Source organism: Streptomyces sp. NPDC031554 (assembly GCF_055580685.1).
Genome location: NZ_JBVIKX010000001.1, coordinates 623,376 through 650,343 on the forward strand (window position 1 = coordinate 623,376; position 26,968 = coordinate 650,343).

At 73.4% G+C, this 26,968-nt stretch carries 29 protein-coding genes; 12 read left to right on the plus strand and 17 right to left on the minus strand.

Annotated elements, in window-relative coordinates; translation table 11 throughout:
- Window positions 1-91 precede the first annotated feature (91 nt).
- Both ACZ5FU_RS02680 and ACZ5FU_RS02685 read left to right on the plus strand, forming a co-directional pair.
- Window positions 92-1,207 (plus strand): magnesium and cobalt transport protein CorA, encoded by a 1,116-nt coding sequence (locus ACZ5FU_RS02680; protein WP_451775404.1) that lies wholly within the window; start codon window positions 92-94, stop codon window positions 1,205-1,207.
- Between the two features lie 25 nt (window positions 1,208-1,232).
- Entirely contained in the window at window positions 1,233-1,757 is a 525-nt protein-coding gene (locus ACZ5FU_RS02685; protein WP_451525432.1) for a hypothetical protein, read from the plus strand.
- Between the two features lie 4 nt (window positions 1,758-1,761).
- Here the strand turns inward: ACZ5FU_RS02685 and ACZ5FU_RS02690 are convergent, their stop codons facing one another.
- A complete protein-coding gene (locus tag ACZ5FU_RS02690; RefSeq protein WP_451525431.1) occupies window positions 1,762-2,520 on the minus strand; it encodes a hypothetical protein in 759 nt (252 codons plus the stop codon).
- 235 nt (window positions 2,521-2,755) lie between these two features.
- Between ACZ5FU_RS02690 and ACZ5FU_RS02695 the strand changes: the two genes are divergently transcribed.
- The 3 genes from ACZ5FU_RS02695 to ACZ5FU_RS02705 are packed head-to-tail and all read left to right on the plus strand — an operon-like array spanning window position 2,756 to window position 5,793.
- Window positions 2,756-4,045, plus strand: coding sequence for a magnesium transporter MgtE N-terminal domain-containing protein (locus tag ACZ5FU_RS02695; RefSeq protein WP_468839359.1), 1,290 nt, complete (start codon window positions 2,756-2,758; stop codon window positions 4,043-4,045).
- The gene (locus ACZ5FU_RS02700) at window positions 4,029-4,616 is read left to right on the plus strand and encodes a DUF1003 domain-containing protein (RefSeq protein WP_468839362.1); all 588 of its coding nucleotides are present in this window, start codon (window positions 4,029-4,031) and stop codon (window positions 4,614-4,616) included. The genes ACZ5FU_RS02695 and ACZ5FU_RS02700 overlap by 17 nt, the downstream gene beginning before the upstream one ends.
- 43 nt (window positions 4,617-4,659) lie before the next feature.
- Window positions 4,660-5,793 (plus strand): Mrp/NBP35 family ATP-binding protein, encoded by a 1,134-nt coding sequence (locus tag ACZ5FU_RS02705; RefSeq protein ID WP_451525428.1) that lies wholly within the window; start codon window positions 4,660-4,662, stop codon window positions 5,791-5,793.
- Between the two features lie 84 nt (window positions 5,794-5,877).
- On the opposite strand, the gene ACZ5FU_RS02710 is transcribed toward ACZ5FU_RS02705, so the two are convergent.
- From ACZ5FU_RS02710 to sigE, 5 genes are all read right to left on the minus strand, one after another.
- Window positions 5,878-6,537 (minus strand): hypothetical protein, encoded by a 660-nt coding sequence (locus tag ACZ5FU_RS02710; protein WP_451525427.1) that lies wholly within the window; start codon window positions 6,535-6,537, stop codon window positions 5,878-5,880.
- A 198-nt stretch (window positions 6,538-6,735) separates the two neighbouring features.
- Complete coding sequence (locus ACZ5FU_RS02715) at window positions 6,736-7,167, minus strand: sec-independent translocase (RefSeq protein ID WP_451525426.1); 432 nt, start codon at window positions 7,165-7,167, stop codon at window positions 6,736-6,738.
- 238 nt (window positions 7,168-7,405) lie between these two features.
- Window positions 7,406-9,277 (minus strand): S1C family serine protease, encoded by a 1,872-nt coding sequence (locus tag ACZ5FU_RS02720; RefSeq protein ID WP_469044282.1) that lies wholly within the window; start codon window positions 9,275-9,277, stop codon window positions 7,406-7,408.
- 247 nt (window positions 9,278-9,524) lie between these two features.
- Window positions 9,525-10,475 carry an anti-sigma factor family protein gene (locus ACZ5FU_RS02725; protein WP_468839368.1) on the minus strand — a complete coding sequence of 317 codons (951 nt, stop codon included), beginning with the start codon at window positions 10,473-10,475 and terminating at the stop codon, window positions 9,525-9,527.
- Window positions 10,472-11,254, minus strand: coding sequence for an RNA polymerase sigma factor SigE (sigE, locus tag ACZ5FU_RS02730; protein WP_451525423.1), 783 nt, complete (start codon window positions 11,252-11,254; stop codon window positions 10,472-10,474). Before sigE ends, ACZ5FU_RS02725 begins: the two co-directional genes overlap by 4 nt.
- A 162-nt stretch (window positions 11,255-11,416) precedes the next feature.
- Between sigE and ACZ5FU_RS02735 the strand changes: the two genes are divergently transcribed.
- Window positions 11,417-12,115 (plus strand): O-methyltransferase, encoded by a 699-nt coding sequence (locus ACZ5FU_RS02735; protein ID WP_451525660.1) that lies wholly within the window; start codon window positions 11,417-11,419, stop codon window positions 12,113-12,115.
- Between the two features lie 241 nt (window positions 12,116-12,356).
- On the opposite strand, the gene ACZ5FU_RS02740 is transcribed toward ACZ5FU_RS02735, so the two are convergent.
- Window positions 12,357-12,524: a DUF3117 domain-containing protein gene (locus tag ACZ5FU_RS02740; RefSeq protein WP_003966491.1), complete on the minus strand. Its 168-nt coding sequence runs from the start codon at window positions 12,522-12,524 to the stop codon at window positions 12,357-12,359.
- Between the two features lie 364 nt (window positions 12,525-12,888).
- Here ACZ5FU_RS02740 and chcB point away from each other — a divergent pair, with 364 nt between their 5' ends.
- A complete protein-coding gene (gene chcB / locus ACZ5FU_RS02745) occupies window positions 12,889-13,680 on the plus strand; it encodes a 2-cyclohexenylcarbonyl CoA isomerase (protein WP_451525422.1) in 792 nt (263 codons plus the stop codon).
- 28 nt (window positions 13,681-13,708) lie between these two features.
- Here chcB and ACZ5FU_RS02750 read toward each other — a convergent pair whose 3' ends face one another.
- Window positions 13,709-14,317, minus strand: coding sequence for a DNA-3-methyladenine glycosylase I (locus ACZ5FU_RS02750; protein WP_451775390.1), 609 nt, complete (start codon window positions 14,315-14,317; stop codon window positions 13,709-13,711).
- Complete coding sequence (locus tag ACZ5FU_RS02755; protein WP_451525420.1) at window positions 14,314-14,670, minus strand: DivIVA domain-containing protein; 357 nt, start codon at window positions 14,668-14,670, stop codon at window positions 14,314-14,316. Before ACZ5FU_RS02755 ends, ACZ5FU_RS02750 begins: the two co-directional genes overlap by 4 nt.
- Before the next feature lie 125 nt (window positions 14,671-14,795).
- On the opposite strand from ACZ5FU_RS02755, the gene folP reads away from it, so the two are divergent.
- Window positions 14,796-15,656 carry a dihydropteroate synthase gene (folP, locus tag ACZ5FU_RS02760; protein WP_451525419.1) on the plus strand — a complete coding sequence of 287 codons (861 nt, stop codon included), beginning with the start codon at window positions 14,796-14,798 and terminating at the stop codon, window positions 15,654-15,656.
- A gap of 64 nt (window positions 15,657-15,720) precedes the next feature.
- On the opposite strand, the gene ACZ5FU_RS02765 is transcribed toward folP, so the two are convergent.
- A complete protein-coding gene (locus ACZ5FU_RS02765; RefSeq protein ID WP_451525418.1) occupies window positions 15,721-16,479 on the minus strand; it encodes an LOG family protein in 759 nt (252 codons plus the stop codon).
- A gap of 113 nt (window positions 16,480-16,592) precedes the next feature.
- Window positions 16,593-17,672: a succinyl-diaminopimelate desuccinylase gene (dapE, locus tag ACZ5FU_RS02770; protein WP_451525417.1), complete on the minus strand. Its 1,080-nt coding sequence runs from the start codon at window positions 17,670-17,672 to the stop codon at window positions 16,593-16,595.
- A gap of 94 nt (window positions 17,673-17,766) precedes the next feature.
- Here dapE and ACZ5FU_RS02775 point away from each other — a divergent pair, with 94 nt between their 5' ends.
- The gene (locus ACZ5FU_RS02775; protein WP_451525416.1) at window positions 17,767-18,750 is read left to right on the plus strand and encodes a VldE C-terminal domain-containing protein; all 984 of its coding nucleotides are present in this window, start codon (window positions 17,767-17,769) and stop codon (window positions 18,748-18,750) included.
- 296 nt (window positions 18,751-19,046) lie between these two features.
- Complete coding sequence (locus ACZ5FU_RS02780; protein WP_468642260.1) at window positions 19,047-19,508, plus strand: ATP-binding protein; 462 nt, start codon at window positions 19,047-19,049, stop codon at window positions 19,506-19,508.
- A gap of 146 nt (window positions 19,509-19,654) precedes the next feature.
- Here the strand turns inward: ACZ5FU_RS02780 and ACZ5FU_RS02785 are convergent, their stop codons facing one another.
- Together ACZ5FU_RS02785 and fdxA are read right to left on the minus strand one after the other, a co-directional pair.
- Window positions 19,655-20,749: a bifunctional succinyldiaminopimelate transaminase/glutamate-prephenate aminotransferase gene (locus tag ACZ5FU_RS02785; RefSeq protein ID WP_468839373.1), complete on the minus strand. Its 1,095-nt coding sequence runs from the start codon at window positions 20,747-20,749 to the stop codon at window positions 19,655-19,657.
- A 167-nt stretch (window positions 20,750-20,916) separates the two neighbouring features.
- Entirely contained in the window at window positions 20,917-21,237 is a 321-nt protein-coding gene (gene fdxA, locus ACZ5FU_RS02790) for a ferredoxin (protein ID WP_130443832.1), read from the minus strand.
- A 140-nt stretch (window positions 21,238-21,377) separates the two neighbouring features.
- Between fdxA and ACZ5FU_RS02795 the strand changes: the two genes are divergently transcribed.
- Entirely contained in the window at window positions 21,378-22,424 is a 1,047-nt protein-coding gene (locus ACZ5FU_RS02795) for a GNAT family N-acetyltransferase (RefSeq protein ID WP_451525413.1), read from the plus strand.
- The gene (locus tag ACZ5FU_RS02800) at window positions 22,421-23,254 is read left to right on the plus strand and encodes a transglutaminase family protein (RefSeq protein ID WP_451775382.1); all 834 of its coding nucleotides are present in this window, start codon (window positions 22,421-22,423) and stop codon (window positions 23,252-23,254) included. The genes ACZ5FU_RS02795 and ACZ5FU_RS02800 overlap by 4 nt, the downstream gene beginning before the upstream one ends.
- 18 nt (window positions 23,255-23,272) lie before the next feature.
- Here ACZ5FU_RS02800 and ACZ5FU_RS02805 read toward each other — a convergent pair whose 3' ends face one another.
- The 4 genes from ACZ5FU_RS02805 to ACZ5FU_RS02820 are packed head-to-tail and all read right to left on the minus strand — an operon-like array spanning window position 23,273 to window position 26,728.
- Window positions 23,273-23,887 (minus strand): response regulator, encoded by a 615-nt coding sequence (locus ACZ5FU_RS02805; protein ID WP_451775379.1) that lies wholly within the window; start codon window positions 23,885-23,887, stop codon window positions 23,273-23,275.
- Window positions 23,884-25,047, minus strand: a complete 1,164-nt coding sequence (locus ACZ5FU_RS02810) for a sensor histidine kinase (protein ID WP_451775376.1) — start codon at window positions 25,045-25,047, stop codon at window positions 23,884-23,886. The genes ACZ5FU_RS02805 and ACZ5FU_RS02810 overlap by 4 nt, the downstream gene beginning before the upstream one ends.
- On the minus strand, window positions 25,044-25,784 hold the full coding sequence (locus tag ACZ5FU_RS02815; RefSeq protein WP_451525410.1) for an ABC transporter permease: 741 nt from the start codon (window positions 25,782-25,784) through the stop codon (window positions 25,044-25,046). Before ACZ5FU_RS02815 ends, ACZ5FU_RS02810 begins: the two co-directional genes overlap by 4 nt.
- Window positions 25,781-26,728 (minus strand): ABC transporter ATP-binding protein, encoded by a 948-nt coding sequence (locus ACZ5FU_RS02820; RefSeq protein WP_469044284.1) that lies wholly within the window; start codon window positions 26,726-26,728, stop codon window positions 25,781-25,783. The genes ACZ5FU_RS02815 and ACZ5FU_RS02820 overlap by 4 nt, the downstream gene beginning before the upstream one ends.
- Window positions 26,729-26,968: the final 240 nt, after the last annotated feature.

The window sequence follows — 26,968 nt, forward strand, 5'->3', positions numbered from 1 at the left end:
AGGGCGGGAGACTCCTCGTCAGGACGTCCCCATTCCGGGTGGTTCCACCCGTCGTCGGCATCTTTCGCTGCCTGTCGCGAAGGAGCCTGCCATGTCGATGATCCGCGACCTGCGTGCCGTGGTCCGCCCGTCCCGCCCCGGTCTGCGCAAGGACGGCGGCGCGTACGACACCACCCGCGACCCCGCCACCCCCTCGGCCGTCGTCGACTGCGCCGTCTACCGTGACGGCGCCCGCGTCGAGACGGCGGCTCCGCTGGCCCCGCACGAGGCGATGCGCCAGGTGCGCCGCGACGGCGGCTTCGTGTGGATCGGCCTGCACGAGCCGACGGAAAGTGAGTTCGCGGGCATCGCCGGGGAGTTCGGGCTGCACCCGCTGGCCGTGGAGGACGCCGTCCAGGCCCATCAGCGCCCCAAGCTGGAGCGCTACGACGACTCCCTGTTCACCGTCTTCAAGACCATCCACTACATCGAGCACGACCAACTCGACGCCAACAGCCAGGTGGTGGAGACCGGCGAGGTCATGTGCTTCACCGGCAAGGACTTCTTCATCACCGTCCGGCACGGCGGCCAGGGCTCGTTGCGCGCGCTGCGCCACCGCCTGCAGGACGACCCGGAGTTGCTCGCCAGGGGCCCCTCGGCGGTGCTGCACGCGATCGCCGACCACGTCGTCGACGGGTACATCGCGGTCGCCGACGCCGTGCAGGACGACATCGACGAGGTCGAGACGGAGGTGTTCTCGCCGGGCCGCAAGGGCAGCCCGCGCGGCACCGACGCCGGCCGTATCTACCAACTCAAGCGCGAGGTACTGGAGTTCAAGCGGGCGGTGTCGCCCCTGCTGCGGCCGATGCAGTTGCTGAGCGAGCGGCCGATGCGGCTGGTCGACCCCGACATCCAGAAGTACTTCCGGGACGTCGCCGACCACCTCGCCCGCGTCCAGGAACAGGTCGTCGGCTTCGACGAGCTGCTCAACTCCATCCTCCAGGCCAACCTCGCGCAGGCGTCCGTCGCGCAGAACGAGGACATGCGCAAGATCACGTCCTGGGCGGCCATCATCGCCGTACCGACGATGGTCTGCGGGGTCTACGGCATGAACTTCGACCACATGCCGGAGCTGCACTGGCGCTACGGCTACCCCGTCATCATGTCGGTGACGGTGATGCTCTGCGTGGGCATCCACCGCACCCTGAAGCGCAACGGCTGGCTGTGAGGACCGCCTGGATAGGGTGGGCCCCATGACACGCGAGCTGCTCGAACCGGCCCTCGTCGAGGAGGCCACCAAGAAGTCCGGCCTCGTCTGGGTCGAGGCGGCCGGTGAACGGAGCGCACGGCCGCTGTGGCACGTGTGGCACGAGGGCGCCGCCTGTCTGGTGGGCGACGGGCCGGGCGAGCAGCCGCTGCCGGGACTGGCGGACGGCGTGACGGCCGAGGTGACCGTCCGCAGCAAGGACAAGGGCGGCCGGCTGGTCACCTGGACGGCACGGGTCGCCCAGCTCACCCCCGGCACCGAGGCGTGGGAGGCGGCCGTCGCCGACCTCAAGGGCAAGCGGCTGAACGCACCCGACGGCGAGGCGATGACGGCGCGCTGGGCACGGGAGTGCCGGGTGATCCGGCTGGAGCCCACCGGGGGCACGTCCCCGCTGCCCGACGGGGACCTGGCGGCGGCGCCGGCGCCGTCCCCGGCGACGACCCGTCAGCCGGTCCCGGCGGGCCTCCCGCGGCTGCTGCTGAAGAAACGCGGGAAGCGCACGCGCGGGTAGCCGGTCACGACGTCGGCAGTTCCCTGCCGTAGTCCACGGTCTCGCTCTCCGCCGGCTCCTCCAGGGCGAAGTCCTTGCCCCAGGCGGAGAAGGCCAGGGTCCCCGCCCCGCCCGCGCGCACCAGGCGCAACGGGTACGGCTTGTCCTCCAGGGACACGTCCAGCGTGCCGCCGGAGCCCTCGTCGCCCGTGATGCGGACGGTGCGCACCCCGGCCTGCTCGTGGTACCCGTCCTTGCCCAGCGAACCGTGCAGTGTCAGCACGCTGTCGAGAAGGAGGTCCTTGTCCGTGAACCCGCTGAACTTCTTGTACGAGGGGTCACCGGTGGGCACCTTCACGTACTTGTCGTCGAGTTTGCCCGCCGCCTCGGTGTCGGAGCCGGCGTCGTCGGACGTGCCGTCCTCGTGCTTCCAGAACGCGGCGTCCGCCTTGAGGTACAGCTCCTCGCCGACCCGCAGCAGGTGGAAGGTGCCGCCCTCGGCGGTGACCGATCCGGTCGCGCCGTCCGACTTCAGGCTCATGTCGAGCTTGTACGACTTCCCGCCGGCGACCACGGTCCCGGACAGCCGCACCGCGTCCACCGCCGCGGCGGCCGCCCGTGTCCTCGCCTGGATCTTGTCGGCGGCCAGCTTGCCGACCCCGTTCGTCCCCGCGTCCGGGTCCTCGCTGCACCCGGTGAGCCCCAGGCCCGTCACGGCCAGCGCGCACAGCGCGCTCACCAGTGCGGCCCGGCGACGGGTACGGCCCTGGGCGATCGCAGTCACAGAGGGAGCTGCCTTTCTGCGGGGGACTCCTGAGCGGCGTACCGCAGCGTACCGGGGTCCCGGCGGGGGAACGGAGCCAGTCCGTCCGGACCGCTCACCAGGGCGTACCCGATCGGGACGGGCTAGCCTGAAGCCCGCACCAGCGGGCAATTGGGAAAAGAGCCTCACCCGCAACAGCGCGGGGAGCACGAGAGCGAACGCCCCGTACCGGCGCGCACGAGAAGGAGGCCCGGACATGGCAGCGGGCGCCCCCCGGATCTTCGTCTCCCACCTCGCCGGAGTCGCCGTCTTCGACCCCAACGGCGACACCGTGGGCCGGGTGCGCGACATGGTCGTCATGCTGCGGGTCGGCCGCAAGCCGCCCCGGCTGCTCGGGCTGGTCGTCGAACTCCCCACCCGCCGCCGGATCTTCCTGCCCATGACCCGGGTGACCAGCATCGAGTCCGGCGAGGTCCTCAGCACCGGCGTGCTCAACGTCCGCCGCTTCGAGCAGCGGCCCACCGAGCGGCTCGTCTTCGGCGAGCTGCTCGACCGGCGCGTCACGCTCGCCGAGACCGGCGAGGAGGTCACCGTCCTCGACCTGTCGGTGCGGCAGCTGCCGGCCCGCCGGGACTGGGAGATCGACCGGATCTTCGTGCAGAAGGGCAGGAAGTCGGGCGCCTTCCGGCGCGGCAAGGGCGAGAAGCTGACCGTGGAGTGGTCGGCGGTCACCGGCTTCTCCCTGGAGGAGCACGGGCAGGGCGCCGAGAGCCTCCTCGCCACCTTCGAGCAGCTGCGCCCGGCCGACCTGGCGAACGTCCTGCACCACCTGTCCGCCAAGCGCCGCGCGGAGGTCGCCGCCGCCCTCGACGACGACCGGCTCGCCGACGTCCTGGAGGAGCTGCCGGAGGACGACCAGATCGAGATCCTCGGCAAGCTGAAGGAGGAGCGCGCCGCGGACGTCCTGGAGGCCATGGACCCCGACGACGCGGCCGACCTGCTCTCCGAACTCCCCGAGCGGGACAAGGAGCGGCTGCTCAGCCTGATGGAACCCGACGACGCCGCCGACATGCGCCGGCTGATGGCGTACGAGGAGCACACGGCGGGCGGGCTGATGACGACCGAGCCGATCGTGCTGCGGCCCGACGCGACCGTCGCCGACGCCCTCGCCCGGGTCCGCAACCGCGACCTCTCCCCCGCCCTCGCCGCCCAGGTCTACGTGTGCCGCCCGCCCGACGACACGCCGACCGGCAAGTACCTGGGGACGGTCCACTTCCAGCGGCTGCTGCGCGACCCCCCGTACACGCTGGTCAGCGCGCTCCTCGACGAGGACCTGCAGACCCTCGCCCCGGACGCGACGCTGCCCGTGATCGCCGGGTTCTTCGCGACGTACGACATGGTCGCGGCGCCCGTCGTCGACGAGGCGGGCTCGCTGCTCGGCGCGGTGACGGTGGACGACGTGCTGGACCACATGCTGCCCGAGGACTGGCGCGAGACGGAGTTCCACCTGGCCGAGGGGGAGGTGGCCGATGGCTCCCGAGCGTGAACCCGCCCGCGCCGAGCGCGTCCCGGTCGGCGCCACGGCGGCGCCCCGCTCCCGGGTCCGGCTGGACCAGCCGCGCCCGCCCCGGCGCCGGATCCTGCCCGAGTGGGACCCCGAGGCCTTCGGACGGCTCTCGGAGCGCATCGCGCGGTTCCTGGGCACCGGACGGTTCATCGTCTGGATGACGATCGTCATCATCGTGTGGGTGCTGTGGAACATCTTCGCCCCGCGCGACCTGCGCTTCGACAACTATCCCTTCATCTTCCTGACGCTCATGCTGTCGCTCCAGGCCTCCTACGCGGCCCCGCTGATCCTGCTCGCGCAGAACCGCCAGGACGACCGCGACCGGGTCAATCTGGAGCAGGACCGCAAGCAGAACGAGCGGTCCATCGCGGACACCGAATACCTCACACGGGAGATCGCCGCCCTGCGGATCGGGCTCGGCGAGGTCGCCACCCGCGACTGGATCCGCTCCGAACTCCAGGACATGGTGAAGGAACTGGAGGGGATGCGGGAGGGCCACGTCGTATTCCCGGCGGAACGGTCGCACGGACGTGACGTAGACGACCGCTGACGACCATGCCGAGGCTCTAGTGGGGCGCCGTACCATCGTCCCTATGGCTACGGAAGACGCGGTGCGCGAGGCACTGGCGACGGTGAACGACCCCGAGATCAACCGTCCCATCACCGAACTCGGGATGGTCAAGTCGGTGGACGTCGGGGCGGACGGGGCGGTCGCGGTCACCGTGTACCTGACGGTCTCCGGCTGCCCGATGCGCGAGACGATCACGCAACGCGTCACCGAGGCGGTCTCCGGCGTCGAGGGCGTCACGCGGGTCGACGTGACGCTGGACGTGATGAGCGACGCACAGCGCAAGGAGCTGGCCGCGGCGCTGCGCGGCGGCCAGACCGAGCGCGAGGTGCCCTTCGCGAAGCCGGGCTCGCTCACGCGCGTGTACGCGGTCGCGTCCGGCAAGGGCGGCGTCGGCAAGTCCTCGGTGACGGTGAACCTGGCGGCGGCGATGGCGGCCGACGGCCTGAAGGTGGGCGTCGTGGACGCCGACATCTACGGCCACAGCGTGCCGCGCATGCTGGGCGCGGAGGGCCGTCCCACCCAGGTCGAGAACATGATCATGCCGCCGTCGGCGAACGGTGTGAAGGTCATCTCGATCGGCATGTTCACCCCCGGCAACGCCCCGGTCGTCTGGCGCGGTCCGATGCTCCACCGCGCGCTCCAGCAGTTCCTGGCCGACGTGTACTGGGGCGACCTGGACGTCCTGCTGCTGGACCTCCCGCCGGGTACCGGCGACATCGCCATCTCGGTGGCCCAGCTGGTCCCGAACGCGGAGATCCTGGTCGTCACCACGCCGCAGCAGGCCGCCGCCGAGGTGGCCGAGCGCGCGGGCTCGATCGCCGTCCAGACCCACCAGAAGATCGTCGGCGTCGTCGAGAACATGTCCGGGCTGCCCTGCCCGCACTGCGACGAGATGGTCGACGTCTTCGGCACCGGCGGCGGCCAGTCCGTCGCCGACGGTCTGACCCGCACGACGGGCGCCTCGGTGCCGGTCCTCGGCTCCATCCCCATCGACGTCCGTCTGCGCGAGGGCGGCGACGAGGGCAGGCCGGTCGTCCTCAGCGACCCGGACTCCCCGGCGGGCTCCGCGCTGCGGGCCATCGCGGGCAAGCTGGGCGGCCGTCAGCGCGGGCTGTCGGGTCTGTCCCTCGGCATCACCCCGAAGAACAAGTTCTGACCCGTCGTCCGCGCACGACACCCGGACCCAGGTACGCCGACGGGGGCGCCGTCCGTCAGGACCGCGCCCCCGTCGTCGTCACGGCTACGCGTACTCCGCGATGTCCTTGATCACGGCGAAGCCGAGCCCGTACGCGCTCATGCCCCTTCCGTACGCCCCCACGTGCACCCCTTCCGGGGTCGAGCCGGCCAGCACCCAGCCGAACTCGGACTCGCGGTAGTGGAAGGGGGTCGGCACGCCGTCGACCGGCAGGGACAGGGTGGACCAGTCCGCGCCGGACAGGTCGTCGGCCAGCACCCACGCCGTCTCGGTCTGCTGCTCCAGCCAGTCGTCGCGCAGGCTGTGGTCCATCTGGCCCGGCCAGGTGAAGGACAGCAGCCCCACTCCCGCCAGCCAGGCCGCCGAGGACACCGAGGTGGCCTCCAGCACCCCCGTGCCGTCCGCGCTGCGCCGGACGGGGTTCGCGGCGACGGTCACGACCACCGCGAACCTCCCGCGGTCCTCTCCCGCCGTCTCGTGCCGCACGGAGGGCTCGTCACCGTGCCCGATCGAACCGTGCTCGACGGCACCGTCGGCCGCCGTTCCGACCTGCATCAGCCAACGCGGCCCCGTGAAGGCCTCGTCGAGGCCGTACCAGGGGAACGGCGCCTCCAGGTACCCGTCGACCGTGCGCCGGGCGGAGGGGACCTGTCGTCCATCCTCCGCGGCCGGCGCCTGTACGACCGCCCGACTCGTCGTCTCCATGCCCGGACGCCTCCTCGCTCTCGCCGGACCGTACGGCCCGCCCCCCTTCGGGCGGCTTGCCCGTCTGGGTACGGCCCGCACAACAACCAGGCAGCATAGCCACCCCGCTCGCGGCTGCGGGGAAGCCGCCCGGTGCGGGGGACGTGCGCCCCCTCACATTCGGGGGCTCGGGGGTCTCGGGTGGGGTCCGCGGAGGACTCAGGTGGCGTCCGCGTCGAAGGGCGGGCGGTCGTCCTTGCCCGGCGCCTCCGGCTTCTTCGTCATGTCGATCCGGCCGCCGGACGAGCCGGACGAGGAGGGCTCCTGGTCGCGGCTGTGGACGGCGTCCGTGACCTCGGCCATCTCCTTCTTCAGGTCGAAGCCGTTGCGGATCTCCTTCAGCCCCAGATCCTCGTTGTCCAGCTGCTTGCGGATGAAGGTCTTGGGGTTGAGGTCCTCGAACTCGAAGTCCTTGAACTCCGGACCGAGTTCCTGCCGGATGTCCTGCTTGGCGCTCTCGGAGAACTCACGGATCTTCCGGATCGTGCGCATCACGTCCTGGATGACCTTCGGGAGCTTGTCCGGACCGAAGACGAGCACGGCCAGGACGACGATCGTCACCAGCTCGAGCGCCCCTATGTCATTGAACACCTGAAAGCTCCTTGCGATGTCCGCGGTCCTCGGTGGCCCTGGTGGCCCTCGGCGGTCGGTGCGGGTCTTCCGTGGTCCGGGCCGGGTCCACGGTACCTGTCGCACCTGTCGGACCGGTACCGTCCCGAAGTGTCCGGCTGGTTGCGGAAGGCCTGTCTCCCGTGCCGTCCGCCGGGCGGACGGCACGCGGGTGGCCGGACGGTGAGGTTCCCGTGCGGCGGGCGGGGGCCGGCCCGGTTCAGCCGCTGCCGGAGGAGCCCAGCACGAGGGAGAGGGCGCGTTCCTCCCCGTCGCGTTCGACGGTCAGCTCCAGGCGGTCGCCGGGGCGGTGCGCACGGGTCTTCACGATCAGTTCCTCGCCGGAGTGGACGCGTCGGCCGTCGACCGCGGTGATGACGTCCCCGGGCCGGATGCCGGCCCGGTCCCCGGGACCGCCGTCGGTCACCGGATCGCTCCCGCCGGAGTCCTCGGTGCCGACGCGGGCGCCGTCGCCCGGGTAGTCCATGTCGAGGGTCACGCCGATGACCGGGTGGGTCGCCCTGCCCGTGTTGATCAGTTCCTCGGCGACGCGCTTGCCCTGGTTGACGGGGATGGCGAAGCCCAGGCCGATCGAACCGGCCTGGGCGCCGTCGGAACCGGCACCGTCGGCGGCGGAGCGGATGGCCGAGTTGATGCCGATGACACGGCCCTGCGTGTCGAGGAGGGGGCCGCCGGAGTTGCCCGGGTTGATGGGCGCGTCGGTCTGCAGGGCGTCCACGTAGGACACGTCGCTCGCGTCGCCGTTCCCGCCGCCGGCGGTGATGGGCCGTTCCCTGGCGCTGATGATGCCCGCGGTGACGGTGCCCTCCAGGTCGAAGGGGGCGCCGATGGCGACGACCGGGTCGCCGACCCGGACGCTGTCGGAGTTGCCGAGGGGCAGGGGCCGCAGGCCCCGCACGCCGGTCACCCTCACCACGGCGAGGTCGTACCCGCTGTCCTTGCCGACGACCTCGGCCTCGGCGGTCTGGCCGCCGTTGAAGACCACGGTTATGCCGCCGCCGGACCCGGCGGGGTCGACGACATGGCTGTTGGTCAGGATGTGCCCCCGCGTGTCGAGCACGAAGCCGGTGCCGGTGCCGCTCGCCCCGCTGCCGCTCACGTGCAGCGTGACGACGCCGGGCAGCGCGCGGGCGGCGATCCCCGCGACGCCGTCCGCGTCCCGGTCCCCCGCTTCGACGGGGGCCTGGGGCAGCTCCACCACGCCCATGCCGCCGTTGCGCTCCAGGTACGCCCCGACGCCCCCGCCGACACCGCCGGAGACCAGCGCCAGCAGCAGCGCCCCGCCGATCAGGCCGCGCCGCCGGCGTCGGCGCAACTGCTCCAGGCCGGCGACCGCGGCCCCGGTCTGCTGCAGCGGCCCGGCGGCCACGGGGCCGCCGGCCCAGGGATCGTAGCGGCGCCACGGGTCGGCGGGAGCCGCGGCGGGCGGAACGGGCCCGGAGTGCGCTTCGGGGGCCGTGACGGGGGCGCCCGGCACGGGCCGGGACGTGTCGGGGCCGGGCACCGGGGTGGGCACCCCCGTGTCCGCCCCCGGCGCCACTGGCCCACCGGGGACGACGGCGGGCGACGACGGGTGGAGACCGCCGGGAGCGGGCCCGCCGGGTACGGCGGGGATCGGCGCGGGCGCGGCCGAGACGGCCGGGCCGGGGGCCGGTGTCGCCGCGGGGTGCTGGACGGGTGGTGCGGGCGCCCAGGGGCCGGGTTCGCCGTACGGCGGGGTGCTGTAGGGGTCGGGATCGTGCAGGGGCCCGGGGTGGTCGGTGACGACCGGGGGCCGGGGCGCCGGGTCCGCCGGCTCCGGCGGCGACACGGCGTGATCGACCACGGGAGGGTGGGGTTGCTCGGCCGCGGCGGGGTGTGCCGGAGGACGGTGACCGGGGGTGACTCCGCCGTCGGGGAAGGGGCTGTGCCGATCCGCCAGGGCTTCCTCGCGGTCCCCCGCGGGACGGGGGCCGTCGGGGAGGGGGCCGTCGAGGAGGGGGCCGTGCCGACCGGCCACGGTCTCCTCGGCGCCCCCTGTCGGGCGGGCCGGCCGGTGGTCGTCCTCGGGGGTCGCACCCCGCGCGGACATGTTCTGCGGTTCCCCTCCGGTCCGCCCGGCGGGGTTCCCCTCCGCCGGGTGCCCTTCGACCGGGCTGCCCCCGGCCGCTTCGTCCTCGGCCGGGTGCCCCGTCGTCACTCCCGGGTCGCCCCCGTCCGCCCGTCCGGAAGGACCTTCGGTGGGCTTGCCCTCGTTCATGCTCTCCCCGCGGTCAGGCTCGCGCTCCGCCCCGTGCCGCAGGGGCGTGGTTCACCCTGGATTCAACCAGGTTCGCGGATCAGCGTGCCTGGTGCGGCGACGGGGCGGGGGTGGGGGTGGCGTCGGGGACGGGTGCGGCGAGCAGACCGGGGGAGGCGACCTCCGGGGTGGTGGTCCAGGAAGTCAGCGAGACCGGCGGGGGGGTGCCGAGCGGGCGTATCAAAGGGGACATGGCGGCGGCGCCGGCCATCACGGGGGTGGTCAGCCGGTGCAGCGACTGCTCGGGGCGGACCGCCGGGGACGGCACTCCGGGCAACAGCGGGGCGGAGGCCCGGGTCGGGGCGATGGCGGTGTCGCCGAACATCTGCCCGCCCTGCGGGAGCAGGGGCCCGACACCACGGCGGCGCTGGCTCTCGGGGGCCGTCGCGGAGCCGCCGCCCGGCGTGCGGGCGGGTGTCGCATTGCTGCCCGCGCCCGTGCCGCCACGGGCCTCCGTGTCGGTCGGGACGCCGGTGTTCATGCCGCCGAGGGCGATCGCGGCCAGTGACACCGCACCGGCCGCGACGAAGGCGAACCGCAGTCCGCGCGAACGCTCGGCGTCGGACCGGCCGGCCGGGTGGATGCGGAAGCCGCGCCCGGTGAGTACGGAGCCGTGGTCGCGGGCGGGCACGTAGCCGAACTCGAACCGCTCGTCCCGTCCGGCGCCGAAGACCCCGGTCGCTCCGGGGCGGGCCCCGAACGCGTCACCGAAGTCCCCTGCCGGCGGCGGCAGGCCCTCCTTGCCCGGGTCGCCTCCTGCGGGCAGCCCCTGAAGGCGCGCCAGGAAGCTCTCCGAGGGGGCGGGCGGGGCCACTTCGGCGAAGACGTTCTTCAGCCGGCGCTGCGCGTCGACCTCCGCCTTGCATTTGGAGCAGGTCGCCACGTGCGCCAGCACGCGCTCGCGGGTGTCATGGCCCAGCTCGCCGTCCACGAGGGCGGAGAGCCGGTCACCGAGGTGCTGCTCGGCCGGGGTAGGACGGGTTCCACTCACGCGGTCGCGCCCCCTCCTCCCAGAACCGGCACACGGGGCACGAACGAGCGACGCTCGGAGCGCGCCTCGGGCGAGCGGTGGGCCAGTGCCTTGCGCAGCTGCGAGCGGCCGCGGTGGATGCGCGAACGGACCGTGCCGAGCTTGACGCCCAGGGTCGCGGCGATCTCCTCGTAGGACAGTCCCTCGATGTCGCACAGGACGACCGCGGCGCGGAACTCGGGTGCGAGGGTGTCGAGGGCCTGCTGGACGTCCGCGTCGAAGTGGGCGTCGTTGAAGATCTGCTGCGGGGTGGGTTCCTTGCTGGCCAGCCGCTCGGCCGCATCGTCGCCGAGCGAGTCGAAGCGGATGCGCTGCTTGCGGCGGACCATGTCCAGGAAGAGGTTGGTGGTGATGCGGTGCAGCCAGCCCTCGAAGGTGCCCGGCGTGTACGTCGACAGCGAGCGGAAGACGCGGACGAAGACCTCCTGAGTGAGGTCCTCGGCGTCGTGCTGGTTGCCGGTGAGGCGGTAGGCGAGCCGGTAGACGCGGCCGCTGTGCATGCTGACGATCTCCTCCCACGTGGGCGGAGTCCACGCCTGCCCGTCCGCGTCGGTGGAGAAGGTCGCGGTCTGGGCGGTGCCGGCACCGGGGCCGGCGGCGTGACTGTGGTCAGCGGTGTCGTTCACGGATTTCGGCCTGCCTGCCGAACCGAGGAGGCGCCGGAACGCTCCTGCCCGGTCCACGGGCGCAGCCGCACCTCCCCTGTCGGCTCTGGTGGTGTCCAGCGGAGCCCCTACCATAGCCACCTCGCCCGTTAGCTCCGGATAAGCGGTTTTACGAGAATTTGATCTGGGCTGACACGGCTCATACGACTGCGTCAGCACTTGCTCGGCGTCCCGTCGCCCGTCGTGATCCAACCGTGTCCCCCTCAGTCCGTCCCACCTCTTCAAACGCGCGGTCCCATCTGCGGGTTCCCGGCACCAACGGATACAGTCACGCCCAGGCAACCACGGGGACAGGAGAGGGTCATTAGCGGCAACCGGCAGACGAGCTGGGCGTTCGCCGACGCCTATGTCGCCGAGGACGAAGCGCTGCTCTGGGCCCGTGACCGGGCCCGCGAAGCGGGGCTGCGCTCGGTGTCGCCCAGCACGGGCGCCGCGCTGCGGTTGCTCGCCGCCACCGTGGACGCCAAGGCGGTCGCGGAGATCGGCACCGGTACCGGCGTGTCGGGGATCCACCTGCTGCACGGCATGCGTCCGGACGGCGTCCTGACGACCGTCGACCCCGAACCCGAGCACCAGCAGTCGGCCCGGCAGGCCTTCCGGGCCTGCGGGTTCGCCAGCAACCGGGCCCGCTTCATCCCCGGCCGCGCGCTGGACGTCCTGCCGCGGCTCGCGGACGCCGGCTACGACCTCGTCTTCTGCGACGGCGACCGGCTCGAGGTCATGGACTACCTCGCCGAATCGTTGCGCCTGCTGCGGCAGGGGGGTCTGGTGGTGTTCGAGGGCGTGTTCGCGAACGGCCGGACGGTCGACTCGGGCCCGCAGCCCACCGAGGTCATCAGGGTGCGCGAGCTGCTGCGCACGGTGCGCGAGAGCCAGGAGCTGGTGCCGTCGCTGCTGCCGGTGGGCGACGGCCTGCTCTGCGCGGTCAAGCGCTAGACCGGGACCCCGCGCGTCGCGGCCCCCCGCCCGCAGGGCCGCCTGCCCGCAGGGCCGCCCGCCCCGCTCGCATCCCCGCCCGCGCGGACGGCACGCCCACGCGTCCGCCGCCCGCATGCCTGTCCGGCCGGTACGCCGTACGGGTCACGGCCCCGGAGTCCCCCACGGAAAACAGGTCTCCCCGGCATCCTCGAGGATGCCGGGGAGACCTGTTTCCGCAAGGGGTGTGGTCGCTTGCGCGTCAGCCGACGACCTTCTTGAGGGCGTCGCCGAGCGCGTCGGCCTCGTCAGGCGTCAGCTCGACGACGAGCCGACCGCCGCCTTCGAGCGGAACGCGCATGACGATGCCCCGCCCCTCCTTGGTCACCTCGAGCGGGCCATCGCCCGTCCGCGGCTTCATGGCCGCCATGCTCGTTCCCCTTCCTGAAACCAGCTCATCGTCAAAGCCGACGGCCCCTGAAGGGCAAGGCGCGGCCCAGCATGGGACCCACGACACCGGCATCGAACACATTGCTTCCCAGCCATTATCCCGCATGGCAGGACCCGATGACCAACATCGGTAGGCATCGCTTGGGCAACGCGCGCGAGCAAAACCACCCAATTCGGCGATGTGACTGCGATACTGCGCGCCCGCACGGACTTCCACCCACCGGAAATCGTCCGGATTTCTTTGACGCAGGTCACACGTCCCGCGCGCTCGTCGTCCTTCATGCTGTCCTTCGGACACCGCGTACTGATCAGTACGTCGGCCGCGACACCGGAGGGGACATCCCATGACCGACACCGTGCTCTACGAGGTGAGCGACGGACTCGCGACGATCACCCTGAACCGCCCGGAGGCGATGAACGCGCTGAACATCGCGGCCAAGGCCGCCCTGCGGGAGGCGGTGGAGTCCGCCGCGGCCGACGACGCCGTGCGGGCGGTGCTGCTGACCGCCGCGGGTGAGCGGGCCTTCTGCGTGGGCCAGGACCTCAAGGAGCACGTCGGGCTGCTGATGGAGGGCTCGGGCGCGGTCATGAGCACGGTCAAGGAGCACTACAACCCGGTCGTACGGGCGCTGACCGAGGCGCCGAAGCCGGTGGTCGCCGCGGTGAACGGGGTCGCCGCAGGAGCCGGTTTCGGTTTCGCGCTGGCCGCCGACTACCGGATCGTGGCGGACACCGCGTCCTTCAACACCTCGTTCGCGGGGGTCGCGCTGACCGCCGACTCGGGCGTCTCCTGGACCCTGCCGCGCGTGGTGGGCCCCGGCCGGGCCACCGACCTGCTGCTCTTCCCGCGCAACGTCACGGCGCAGGAGGCGTACGAACTGGGCATCGCCAACCGGGTCGTACCGGCGGACGCGCTGCGCGAGGAGGCCGGGAAGGTCGCGCGGGCGCTGGCCGAGGGGCCGACGGTCGCCTACGCGGCGCTGAAGGAGGCCGTGGCGTACGGGCTCTCCCACTCGCTGGCCCAGACGCTGGAGAAGGAGGACGAACTGCAGACCCGGGCGGGGGCCTCGCAGGACCACACGATCGCCGTGCGGGCGTTCGTGAACAAGGAGAAGCCGAAGTACCTGGGCCGCTGAGGTCCGGCGGCCGGGGGCCGCTGGTTCGTCACGCGGCCCTCCGGCTCCCTCCCGGGGCGCTCCTCGACACACAGGCGGCCAGGTGGTCGTCCACCAGCCCGCAGGCCTGCATCAGCGCGTACGCCGTGGTGGGGCCGACGAACCGCAGGCCCCGCTTCTTGAGCGCCTTCGCCAGGGCGGTCGACTCCGGGGTGACCGCCGGGACGTCCGCGAGGGTCTCGGGGACCGGGCGGGCCGCCGCGTCCGGGGCGTGCGACCAGATCAGTTCGTCGAGGTCGCCCGGGGACCAGCCGGCCAGCACGCGCGCGTTGGCGAGCGTGGCGTCGATCTTGGCACGGTTGCGGATGATGCCGGCGTCTGCGAGCAGGCGGGTGCGGTCCTCGTCGGTGAAGGCGGCGACCGCGTCGATCTCGAAGCCGGCGAAGGCGGTGCGGAAGCCGGGACGGCGGCGCAGGATGGTGATCCAGGACAGACCGGACTGGAAGGCCTCCAGGCTGAGGCGCTCGAAGAGGGCCTGGTCGCCGTGGACCGGGCGGCCCCACTCCTCGTCGTGGTACGTCACGTAGTCCGCCGTGGACAGGGCCCAGGGGCAGCGCGGCGCTCCGTCGGGGCCGGCGAGGGCGGCGCCGTCGCTCACTGCTCCTCCTCCCGCGCGGGCTTGTCCATGGAGACGTGCGGCTCGGGGGTGCGGGCGGCGGAGAGCGCGGACTCCAGTTCGCCGATGCGGGCGTCGCGCTCGGCGAGTTCGGCGCCGAGGCGGTTGAGGGCGTCGTCGACGTCGGCCATGCGGTAGCCGCGGGCGGCGAGCGGGAAGCGCAGCCGGTCGACGTCGGACCGGTCGACGGGACGGTCGGCGGGCAGCGGGTCGTGCAGCCGCTCGGGCGCGGCCTCGGGCAGCGGACCGGTGCCCTCGCCGCCGCCCACCACGGCGAGTGTCACCGCGGCCACCACGACGGCGAGCGCGATGACCAGGAAGAAGAACATAACCATCGGTGGGTCCCCACGCTCGCTGTGCTCGTTGTCGGATGTGTCAGGCTCCGATCGTGCCATGCGGGTGCGACCGTTAGGGTCGCAGGCGGCGGATGTCCGGGACGTACGAGGAGAGGTCACAGGGGATGCTCAGGCTGGGCGGGCGGGAATTCGGCACCCACGAACCGGTGATCATGGCGATCGTGAACCGGACCCCCGACTCCTTCTACGACCAGGGCGCGACCTTCCGTGACGAGCCGGCCCTCGCGCGCGTGGAGCAGGCGGTGGCCGAGGGCGCCGCGATCATCGACATCGGCGGCGTCAAGGCCGGGCCCGGCGAGGAGGTCACGGCCGAGGAGGAGGCGCGGCGCACGGTCGGTTTCGTGGCCGAGGTGCGGCGGCGTTTCCCGGACGTCGTGATCAGCGTGGACACCTGGCGGGCCGAGGTCGGCGAGGCGGTCTGCGAGGCGGGCGCGGATCTGCTCAACGACGCCTGGGGCGGGGTCGACCCGCGGCTGGCCGAGGTCGCGGCGCGGTACGGGGCCGGGCTGGTCTGCACGCACGCGGGCGGCACGGAGCCCCGGACGCGGCCGCACCGGGTGGTGTACGACGACGTCATGGCCGACATCCTGGAGGTGACGGTGGGGCTGGCGGAGCGGGCGGCCGGACTGGGGGTGCCGCGGGAGTCGATCATGATCGATCCGGGGCACGACTTCGGCAAGAACACGCGGCACAGCCTGGAGGCGACGCGGCGGCTCGGGGAGATGGTGGGGACGGGGTGGCCGGTGCTGGTGTCGCTGTCCAACAAGGACTTCGTCGGGGAGACGCTGGACCGGCCCGTCAAGGAGCGGGTGGTGGGGACGCTGGCCACCACCGCGGTGTCCGCCTGGCTGGGGGCGCAGGTGTACCGGGTGCACGAGGTCGCCGAGACGCGGCAGGTGCTGGACATGGTGGCGTCCATCGCGGGGCACCGGGAACCGGCGGTGGCCCGGCGGGGGCTGGCGTAGTTCCCCTCCGCCCCCGCCGCCGGCCACCGGTCGGCCGTGCGAACGACCCTGCGGGTCAATACACCTAGCGGCTCGTCTCCTTCGAGACCAGGGCCACCGCTTCGGCCACGTCGTCCGTGACGTGGAAGAGGAGGAGGTCCTTCTCCGAGGCCTTGCCCTGGGCGATCAGGGTGTTCTTCAGCCAGTCGACCAGGCCGCCCCAGTACTCCGTGCCGAAGAGGACGATCGGGAAGCGCGTGACCTTCTGGGTCTGGACGAGGGTGAGGGCCTCGAAGAGCTCGTCCAGGGTGCCGAGGCCGCCGGGCAGGACGACGAAGCCCTGCGCGTACTTCACGAACATCATCTTGCGGACGAAGAAGTACCGGAAGTTCAGGCCGATGTCGACGTAGGGGTTCAGTCCCTGCTCGAAGGGCAGCTCGATGCCGAGGCCGACGGAGACTCCGCCCGCCTCGCTGGCGCCCTTGTTGGCCGCCTCCATGGCGCCGGGGCCGCCGCCGGTGATCACGGCCCAGCCGGCCTCGACCAGCGCGCGTCCGAGCCGCACGCCCGCCTCGTACTCGGGGGAGTCCGCCGCCGTCCGGGCGGAGCCGAACACGCTGATCGCGGACGGGAGCTCGGCGAGGGTGCCGAAGCCCTCGATGAACTCGGACTGGATGCGCAGGACCCGCCAGGGGTCGGTGTGGACCCAGTCGGAGGGGGCGCGCTCGTCCAGCAGCCGCTGGTCGGTGGTGCTCGCCTGCACCTGGTCCCGTCGCCGGAGGACCGGTCCCAGGCGCTGTTCCTCCGGTGGCCGCCGCTTGCCCTCCGGATTGCCTGTAGCCATGTGAACTCCCTCCGCTTGCAGTCGTTCCACCTCAGCGTAGATCTACGCGGGTTACGGGCGGGGGACGTCGGCGTGTCCGCCGCGCAGCGTCCCCCGGCACGGATGCCCCGTGATCACGCGGTCAGCCAGGCCCGCAGCCGTTCCTCCCCCGCCAGGATCTTCGCGGTCTCCACGCGCTCGTCCCGCCGGTGCGCCAAGTGCGGGTTGCCCGGCCCGTAGTTGACGGCGGGGACGCCGAGCGCCGAGAAGCGGGAGACGTCCGTCCAGCCGTACTTGGGCTGCGGGGTGCCGCCCACCGCCTCGACGAAGGCCGCCGCGGCGGGGTGCGAGAGGCCGGGCATGGCCGCCCCGCTGTGGTCGTCGACGACGAACTCCTCCACCCCGCAGCCGGCGAACACCTCGCGGACGTGGGCGACGGCCTCCTCCGGGGTGCGGTCGGGCGCGTAGCGGAAGTTGACGGTGACGACGCACTCGTCGGGGATGACGTTGCCGGCCACTCCGCCGGTGATGCCGACGGCGTTGAGGCCCTCGCGGTACTCCAGGCCGTCGATCACCGGCCGGCGCGGCTCGTAGGCGGCGAGGCGGGCCAGGACCGGTGCCGCGGCGTGGATCGCGTTGGAGCCCATCCAGCCGCGCGCGGAGTGCGCCCGCTCGCCGCCGGTCTTCAGCAGGACCCGCAGGGTGCCCTGGCAGCCGCCCTCGACCTGGCCGTCGGACGGCTCCAGGAGCACCGCGAAGTCGCCCTCCAGCCACTCCGGGTGCGCCCGGGCGACGTGCCCGAGCCCGTTGAGGTCGGCGGCGACCTCCTCGTTGTCGTAGAAGACGAAGGTCAGATCGCGGTTGGGGGCGGGGACCGTCGCGGCGATGCGGAGCTGGACGGCGACGCCGGCCTTCATGTCGCAGGTGCCGCAGCCCCACAGGACGCCGTCCGCGTCCAGCCGGGACGGGAGGTTGCCGGCCACGGGGACGGTGTCGAGGTGGCCGGCGAGGATCACCCGCTCCGGACGGCCGAGGCGGGTGCGGGCGATCACGTTGTTGCCGTACCGGTCCACGGTGAGGTGCGGCAGCGCGCGCAGGGCCGCCTCGACGGCGTCCGCGAGCGGCTTCTCCGTGCCGCTCTCGGAGGGCAGGTCGACGAGCCGCGCGGTGAGCAGGGCGGCGTCCAGCGTGAGGTCAAGCGGGGTCTCGGCCATGCCGTCGACCCTAACGCGCCGACCGCCGCGCCCGCCCGGCCCCGCCTTTCCCCGTGACCTCCCCCGTTTCCGTACTCTCCAGTACCTTGTACGCGTGCCAGAGCCGTCAGCCTCCCCCAAGCGCCGCGGCCGTCTCCTGCGTTGCGGGGCGGCCTGTGCGGTCCTGTCCGCCGTCGCGGGTTACGTCGTGGTCCAGTACGTCACCGGTGACGCCGGGGACCCCGGGTGCAGAGTCGTTTCCGCGGACACCGCGGCGGCGTACGAGTTCACGCCCGAGCAGGCGGTGAACGCGGCCACCATCGCCGCCGTCGGCACCGACCGGAACATGCCCCGACGGGCCGTGACCATCGCGCTGGCGACCGCGCTCCAGGAGTCGGCGCTGCGCAACCTCGACCACGGCGACCGGGATTCGCTCGGCCTCTTCCAGCAGCGTCCCTCGCAGGGCTGGGGCAGCGCCCGGGAGGTGACGGACCCGGCCTACGCGGCGAACATCTTCTACGAGCACCTCGCCAAGGTCCCCGACTACACCGAACTGCCGCTCACCGTCGCCGCCCAGCGCGTGCAGCGCAGCGGCTACCCCGAGGCGTACGCCAAACACGAACCGGACGCGGATCTGCTGGCCGCCGCCCTCACCGGGACCTCCGCGGCCTCGCTGACCTGCGACGGCCGCCCGGCCGCCACGACGGCCACCGGTGCGGACGCGGTCCGCGCCGCCCTCGTGCGGGACTTCGGGCACGACGCGCTCCGGCAGGCGGGCGCCGAGGTGGGCGGCGCGGAGCCCTCCGCCGCGGACGGGGCCCCGCCGGTCGCCGGGACCGACGGACGGACCGTGACACTGCCCGTGGCCGGACGGACCGCCGCCGACGGGCGCGAGGCCGTCGAACGCGGCTGGCAGTTCGCGCACTGGGCGGTCGCCAACGCCTCCGCGCTGCGCATCGAGCGCGTCACCTACGCCGGCCGGGAATGGGTCGCCGGGCGTACCGGGAGCACCTGGCGGCCCACCGGCTCGACGGAGGCCGCCGGCACCACGGGCGCGGGCGGCGGCACCGGGAGCGTACGGATCGTCACCGCGCGCTAGTACGGACCTTCCCACCCGCGGGTGACACCCGGGGCACCGGACGGCGGGGCGCCCGGGTGTTCGCGCCGTCACCGCCGAGGTCGCCGGACGGCCCGGGAACACTGGGCTCGACGGGTTCCGCCGACTTTCACACCGGGCGGCTTTCGCCCGCTTTTATCCAGAGCCGATTATGCGACGCATTGCCAACTCTTTACGTCGGCCGCCCGCAACCTTCGCGGGATTCGAGCGGTAGTCACTGCGTCCGGGCCCGGACAGATGTCACAGACCGTTCTTGTCCTCTCCGTCGAAGGAGCATCATGTCCCTCCCCCTGACCCGCAGGATCGCCCGTGCCGCACTGCTCGTCGCCGCGGGAGCTGCTGCCGGTGTCGGTGCGGCCGGCTCCGCCAGCGCTGCCCCCGACCTGCCCGCCACCCCGAACCTCGGCGGCCTGACCGCCCTGGACGGGGCGAGCGTCGGCACCACGGTCGACAGCGCGGCCCAGAACGTCGCCGGGACCGCGGGCGAGACCGGCGGCAGGACGGTCGAGCGGGCGGTGCCGGCCGCGGGCAAGAGCGGCGGCAAGGCCGTCAAGAAGGTGGCGTCGACGGCGCGGAAGGCCGCCGGCGAGGCGGCCGGCTCCACGGCGGGCTCCGCCGGTGACCTCCTCGGGAGCACCGCGTCCACGGCCGCCAAGGGCGGGCTGCCCACGGGCTCGCTGACGCAGGGCGGGCTGCCGGCGACGGGGACGCTGCCGGCCAAGGGCCTGCCGCTCGGCTGAGCACCGGGGCTTCGCGGCGACGGGGTCCAGGGTCCTCCCTGGACCCCGTCTCCCGTGTGCGCGGACACCCGGCGGCGGCCGCTCCGCGGGGCGGGACCCGCCGCTCCCGGTGGAACGGAACGCGGCCGCCCGCCGCGGGGCCCGCGTCAGGCCAGCCGTTCCACCGCCGCCCGCACCCGCTCGTCCGTCGCCGTCAGGGCCACGCGCACGTGCCGGTCGCCCGCCGGGCCGTAGAAGTCGCCGGGGGCCACCAGGACGCCCCGCTCCGCCAGGTGGGACACCGTGTCCCAGCAGGACTCGTCCCTCGTGGCCCAGAGGTAGAGGCTGGCCTCGCTGTGGTCGATGCGGAAGCCGTGGGCGAGGAGGGCCTCGCGCAGGAGGGTGCGGCGGGCGGCGTAGCGTTCGCGCTGCTCGCGGACGTGGGCGTCGTCGGAGAGGGCCGCCACGACCGCCGCCTGGGTGGGCGCCGACGTCATCATGCCGCCGTGCTTGCGGATCTCCAGGAGCGGGGCCAGGACCGCCGGGTCGCCGGCCAGGAAGGCGGCGCGGTAGCCGGCGAGGTTGGAGCGCTTCGACAGGGAGTGGACGGAGACGATCCCCTCGTGGGAGCCGCCGTTGACGTCCGGGTGGAGGACGGAGACGGGCTCCGCCTCCCAGCCCAGTTCGAGGTAGCACTCGTCGGAGAAGAGCAGGACGCCGTGCTCGCGGGCCCAGGCCACCGTCCGGGTCAGCTCGGCCTTGGTCAGGACCCTCCCCGTCGGGTTGGACGGGGAGTTCAGCCAGAGGAGCCTGAGGCCGGCGGGGTCCAGCGCGGTCGGGTCGTCGTAGGCCTCGTACGCGGCGCGGGCCAGGCGGGCGCCGACCTCGTACGTCGGGTACGCCAGGCGCGGGAAGGCGACCCTGTCGCCGGGGCCGAGGCCCAGCTGGGTGGGGAGCCAGGCGACCAGTTCCTTGGAGCCGACGATCGGCAGGACGTGCCGGTGGGTGACCCCGCGCGCGCCCAGGCGGCGCTCCAGCCAGCCGGTGATCGCGTCCCGCAGCGCCGGGGTGCCCCAGACCGTCGGGTAGCCCGGGGAGTCCGCCGCGTCGATCAGCGCCTTCTGGATCAGCTCGGGGACCGGGTCGACCGGGGTGCCCACGGAGAGGTCGACGATCCCGCCGGGGTGCGCCGCGGCCGTCTTCTTGTACGGCTCCAGCTTGTCCCAGGGGAAGGTGGGAAGTCGGTCGGAAACTGCGGACACGGTTCTCAGCTCGCTCTCTGACGGATACGGCCCCTGACGGGCGCGTCCTGCGGCCGCGGCCTGCGGCGGACACGGCGAACGCCTCGGTCCCGTACGGCGATCCGGGGCGACCGGACCGTACGGGACCGAGGCGGCGCGATGCGGCGGACCGCTCGCTCTGGGGCCGGTCAGCCGGCCTGCGGCGGCAGCGCGGCGATGAAGGGGTGGTCGCGCTCGATCAGACCCAGCTTGCTGGCGCCGCCGGGCGAGCCCAGCTCGTCGAAGAACTCGACGTTCGCCTTGTAGTAGTCCTTCCACTCCTCCGGAGTGTCGTCCTCGTAGAAGATCGCCTCGACCGGGCAGACCGGCTCACAGGCACCACAGTCGACGCATTCGTCCGGGTGGATGTACAAGGACCGCTGGCCCTCGTAGATGCAGTCGACCGGGCACTCCTCGATGCACGCCTTGTCCTTCACGTCGACACAAGGCTGCGCGATGACGTAGGTCACGCTGTCGTTCCTCCTCGATAGGGCGCTGGCGGGCCTCCCCAGGCTCCGCCGCCTGGCGCGCGGGAGCGCGGCGTCGTCGATGCCCGCCCCTAGTATCTCCGTTCTTGGCAATGATCCGAACAGGAGGGGTGGACCGACCTGTGGAAATCTCGGCCGCCGGACGTCTCGAGGTTCGCATCACCGCCGCTGACGTGGGGAAACGCGTCTCCGTGCGGCGCTTGAGCGAGACTGGAGCCACCGAGGGGAAATTCACCGACACGGTCGGTGTTCTCACATCATGGAACAGCGGTGTGCTGTGGATCACACGGAAGAGTGGTGAGAGCGTCCGCATCGCGGAGTCCTCCCTGGTCGCCGGGAAGGTCGTGCCGGCCGCTCCGGCCCGCCGCCGGGGGCCGGCCGCCTCCTACGGGGAACTCGCCCGGATCTCCGCGCGGGCCTGGCGGCCCGTGGAGAGCGAGCGGCTCGGCGAGTGGGAGCTGCGCGCCTCCTCCGGCTTCACCCGCCGCGCCAACTCCGTGCTGCCGCTGGGCGACCCGGGCCTGCCCCTCGACGCGGCGCTGGAGGCCGTGCGGCGCTGGTACGGCGACCGGGGTCTGCCCGCCTACGTGCAGACCGCGACCGGGGCCGAGGGCACCCAGGAGCTGCTCTGCGCCGAGCTGGAACGGCGCGGGTGGGTGCGTGAGGTGACCGCCGAGCTGTGGACCGGGGCGCTGGCTCCGGTCGCCGACCGGACCGGGGCCGAGGCCGACGGGGTGGTGCTGGCGCGCGAGGCCGACGAGGCCTGGCTGGCCCGGTATCAGCGCAAGGGGGCCGGCGAGGTGGCCCTGAAGGTGCTGGGCGGGGGGTCCCCCCGCCCGGGCGGAGCCGGGGACGGGGCAGGGCCGTCGGTGTGGTTCGCCTCCGTGCCCGGTGAGGGCGCGGTCCCCGCGGCCGTCGGGCGGTGCGTCGTGGACGGGCGGTGGGCCGGGTTCGCGGCGGTCGAGGTCGATCCGGCGCGGCGGCGACAGGGGCTGGCGACGGTCGTCATGGCCGCGCTGGCGCGCCGGGCGCTGGAGGAGGGCGCGTCGGCGGCCTGGCTCCAGGTCGAGGAGGACAACGCGGGAGCGCGGGCGCTGTACGCCGGGACGGGGTTCGGGGCGCACCACGCCTACCACCACTACCGGGAGCCGGAGGCGGGTACGCCGTGACGGGGATCGAGCGCGCGGAGCTGCGGCGCCGGTTCGCCGAGGAGGCGCGGTCCGAGCGGCCCGACCTGTCGCTGCTGTGCCTGCTGGTGGGGGCGGCGGCGGACCGGACGCTGGACGAGGCCGGGATGGACGGCGCACAGGTCGAACTGGACGCGCTGGCGGGTCAGGTGCCGTTCCGGCCGGGCGGGGCGCCGGCGTGGGCGGCAGCGCTGCGCGAACTGCTCGGTGAACGGCTCGGTTTCGGCGGCTCCGCGGCGGACTACGAGCGGCTGGAGTCGTCCCTGCTGCACCGGGTGCTGGCGCGGCGGCGGGGACTGCCCATCCTGCTGTCCGTGGTGTGGATCGAGGTGGCGCGGCGGGCCGGGGCACCGGTGTACGGCGTGGCCCTGCCGGGGCACTTCGTGGTCGGCTTCGGTTCCCGGGAGGAGCAGGTGCTCGTCGATCCCTTCGACGGGGGCCGGGTGCTGACGGGACGCGACGCCGAGCTGCTGGTGACGGGGGCGACGGGGGGCCCGCTGGAGCCCTCGATGCTGGAGCCGGCCGAGACGCCGGACGTGGTGCGGCGGATCCTCGACAACATCCGGGCGTGGGCCGCGGCCCGGCCGGAGCGGTCGGATGTCGCGCTGTGGGCGGTGGAGCTGGCGCTGCTGCTGCCGTCCCACCCCGCCCGGCTCCGGTACGAGCGGGGACAGCTGCTGGTCGGGCGCGGGGAGTTCGTGCGGGGGGCGGAGGAGATGGAGGAGTACGCGTCGCTGGTGGAGGTGGTGGACGAGGCACTGGCGGAGCGGGTCCGCCGGGAGGCCCGGGGGGCGCGGGCCCTCCTCAACTGAGGCCTCGTCCGGCCCGGTTCACAGCCAGCCCTTCTCCCTCGCCGTGCGGACCGCCTCCGCCCGGTTGCGCACCGCCAGCTTCTGGATCGCCGTCGACAGGTAGTTGCGGACGGTGCCCTGGGACAGGTGCAGGGACGCCGCCAGTTCGGCGTTGGTGGAGCCGTCCGCCGCTGCCCGCAGCACCTCGCGCTCACGGTCCGTCAGGGGGTTGGCGCCCTCCGCGAGGGCCGCCGCCGCGAGGGTGGGGTCGATGACGCGTTCACCGGCCAGGACCTTGCGGACCGCCTGCGCCAGCCGGGCCGCGGGGGCGTCCTTGACGAGGAAGGCGTCGGCGCCCGCCTCCATGGCGCTGCGGAGGTAGCCGGGGCGGCCGAAGGTGGTGAGGACGACCAGCTTCACCGACGGCAGTTCGCGGTGCAGCAGGGCCGCCGCCTCGATGCCCGTCGCGCCCGGCATCTCGATGTCGAGGAGCGCCACGTCGACGTCGTGGGCCCGCGCCGCCGCGAGCACCTCGTCACCGCGGGCCACCTGGACGACCACCTCGATGTCGTCCTCCAGGCCCAGCAGGGCGGCGAGCGCCTCGCGGACCATCGACTGGTCCTCGGCGAGGAGGACCTTGATCGTGCGGGTCATGAGCCGGATCCTACGTCGGTCACCGGGACGCGCGCGGTGAGCCGGAAGCCGCTCCGGGAGCCGCCCGCCTCCAGTGTGCCGCCCGTCTTCTCCAGGCGTTCCGTCAGGCCGGTGAGGCCGTTTCCGGGGGGTGCGGCGGGGGCCGCGCCCGGGCCCGCGCCGCCGTTGTCCTCCACGGACAGCTCCAGGACGGGGCCGTCGAGGGTCCTGCGGCGCAGCACCTCCACGGTGCAGCGCCGGGCGCCGCTGTGCCGCACGACGTTGGTGACGGCCTCGCGCAACGCCCAGGCCAGGGCCGACTCGCCGTCCTCGGGGACACCGTCGAGGCCGGGCGGGGCGGGGATCTCGGCGGTGATGCCGGCCGCCGTCAACGCGACCCGCGCTCCGGCCAGTTCGGCGGCGAGACGCGGGCGGCGGTAGCCGGTGACGGCCTCCCGGACGTCGACCAGGGCCTGGCGGCTGACCTGTTCGATGTCGGCGACCTGCCGGGCGGCCTCGTCGGGGTGGTCGGGGAGCATCCGGCCGGCGAGTTCGCTCTTGAGGGTGATCAGGGAGAGGGAGTGGCCGAGCAGGTCGTGCAGGTCGCGGGCGAGGCGCAGCCGTTCCTCGTTGGCGGCGAGCTGGGCGACGGTGGCGCGGGCCTCGCGCAGCGCGATCGTGGTGCGGACGAGTTCGCGCACTCCGGTCATGGCGAAGCCTCCCAGGAGGGCCGGGACGAGCAGTCCGGCCAGGTAGGCCCGGCCTTCCGGCACCGCGAAGGCGATCGCGGCCATCAGCGCGGACGCGGCCGGGATCGTCCAGCGGGCGAGCCGCAGCGGCAGGGCGGCGCCGGACGCGATCGACACGTAGACGAAGAGGACCAGCCACTCGCGGCCCAGGGTGAGGGCGAGGAGCGCGGACTGGGCGGCGAGGACGCCCAGCGAGCCGAGCACCAGGCGGTTGTGCTCGCCGCGGCCGGTGCGGAAGACCAGCACCATGTACCAGACGACGAAGGCGACGAGGCCGGTCCAGCCGAGGACCTGTGCGCCCGTGCCGTGTCCGCCGTGCAGCAGGTCGGTGACGGGAGCGCTCAGGTACACCAGCCAGATGCCGGTCCACAGGGACTTGACGGCCCGTTGTCTGCGGTTCTCCGGGCGCTGCCCGATGCCGACGCCGCTCACGCCTTCGCCGTGTCCTTCCGGTACAGCCACGCCGCGCCGCCCGTGAACAGGACGAAGAAGACGGCGAGGACGGCGATGTCCCGGGCGTGCGGCGCCCGGTTCTGCTCGATCGCCTGGCCCAGGGCGGCGTAGGCGTGGGTGGGGACCCAGCGGGCGACGTCCTGGAGCCAGCCGGGGAAGGTGGTCGTCGGCATCCACAGGCCGCCGAGGATCGACAGCCCGAAGTAGGTGATCATCGTGACGGGGCGGACCGCGTCCCCGTTCGCGAGGTACCCGAGCGCGACGCCGAGGGCGGCGAAGACGAGGCTGCCCGCCCATATCGCACCGGTGAGGGCGAGCCACTGCCAGGCGTCCAGGCGTACGCCCTTCACCGCCGCGGCGACGGCGAAGACGACGACGACGGACGGCAGGCTGACGACGGCGGCGCTCGCGGTCTTGGCGAGGACGTACCCGCGGCCCGGCAGCGTGGTCAGCCGCAACTGCCGTACCCAGCCGCTCTGGCGCTCCTTGGCTATGCGCTCGCTGTTGCCCATCAGGACGGCCGTGAGGGCGCCGAAGGAGGCCATGGAGACCATCATGTAGGCCGGCAGGGTCAGTCCGGTGCTGTCGATCTCCGTGGTGGCGTCGGCGCCGCCCGCGATCAGCAGGAAGAGCACCGACGGGTAGACCACCGAGAAGAACAGGAACTTGCGGTTGCGCAGGGCGCGGACGATTTCGAGCCTGATCAGGGCGTTCATGCGGTGCGTGCCTCCTCGGCGGCGGTGAGGGCGACGAAGGCCTGCTCCAGGCCGAGGCCGGCGACCTCCAGGTTGCGGGGGTACAGGCCGAGTCCGTAGAGCGCGTGGACGGTGGCGTCGGCGTCGGTGGACTGGATGCGGACCGTGCGGCCGGTGACCGTGAGGGCGGTGAGGAACGGCAGCTTCCGCAGGACGTCCTCGTCGATCCCGCCGGCCGCCGGGGTGGCCGGGGTGTCCGGGGTCCCGCCGTCCAGGTCGAAGGAGATGCGGCGGGCGCCGGCCTTCGCCTTGATCTCGGCGGCGGTGCCGTCGGCCAGCAGGCGACCGCGGTGCAGTACGACGACGCGGTCGGCGATCGCGTCGGCCTCCTCCAGGTAGTGCGTGGCGAAGAGCACCGTGCGGCCCTGGTCCGCCTGTTCGCGCATGGTGTCCCAGAACGCCCGGCGGGTGGTGACGTCCATTCCGGTGGTGGGCTCGTCCAGGACGATCAGGTCGCTGTCGCCGGCGGTGGCGAGGGCGAACCGAAGGCGCTGGGCCTGGCCGCCGGAGAGCTTGTCGGCCTTGCGGCCCGCGAGCTTGGTGAGGCCGGCACGGGCCAGGACGTCCGCGGCCCGGTAGGGCCGCGGGTGCAGGGCGCAGGCGAGCGCGACCAGTTCGGCGACGGTCACCTCGTCCATCAGCCCGCCGCTCTGGAGCATGGCTCCCACCCGGCCGGCGACGATCGCCTCGCGGGGGCTGGTGCCGAACACGCGGACGGTGCCGCTGTCGGCCTGCTTGAGGCCGAGGAGGAGGTCCAGGGTGGTGGACTTGCCGGCCCCGTTGGGGCCCAGCAGCGCCACGGTCTCCCCCGCGTGCAGGGCGAGGCCGAGCCCGTCCACCGCCCGTACGTCCCCGTAGCCCTTGGTCACCTGGTCGAAGGTGACCACCGGTGTCGTCGTCGTCATGCGTCGATCTTCGCCGTCCGGGCGGCGCGGACGGCAGTGTCGGTCGTCCGGTGTGCCGTATGACAGATGTCATGCGGCGGGTGGCCGGCGGGCGGTGCGGGCGGCGGACCGTGCCGGCCGGCGGCGGGCGACGGACGCCGTGCGACCACGACCCCGGCCGCAGTCACAACCACAACCACGGCCACGGCCACGGCCCGTGAACGCGCGGGGCACCCGGCGCGACAGCCGCCGGGTGCCCTG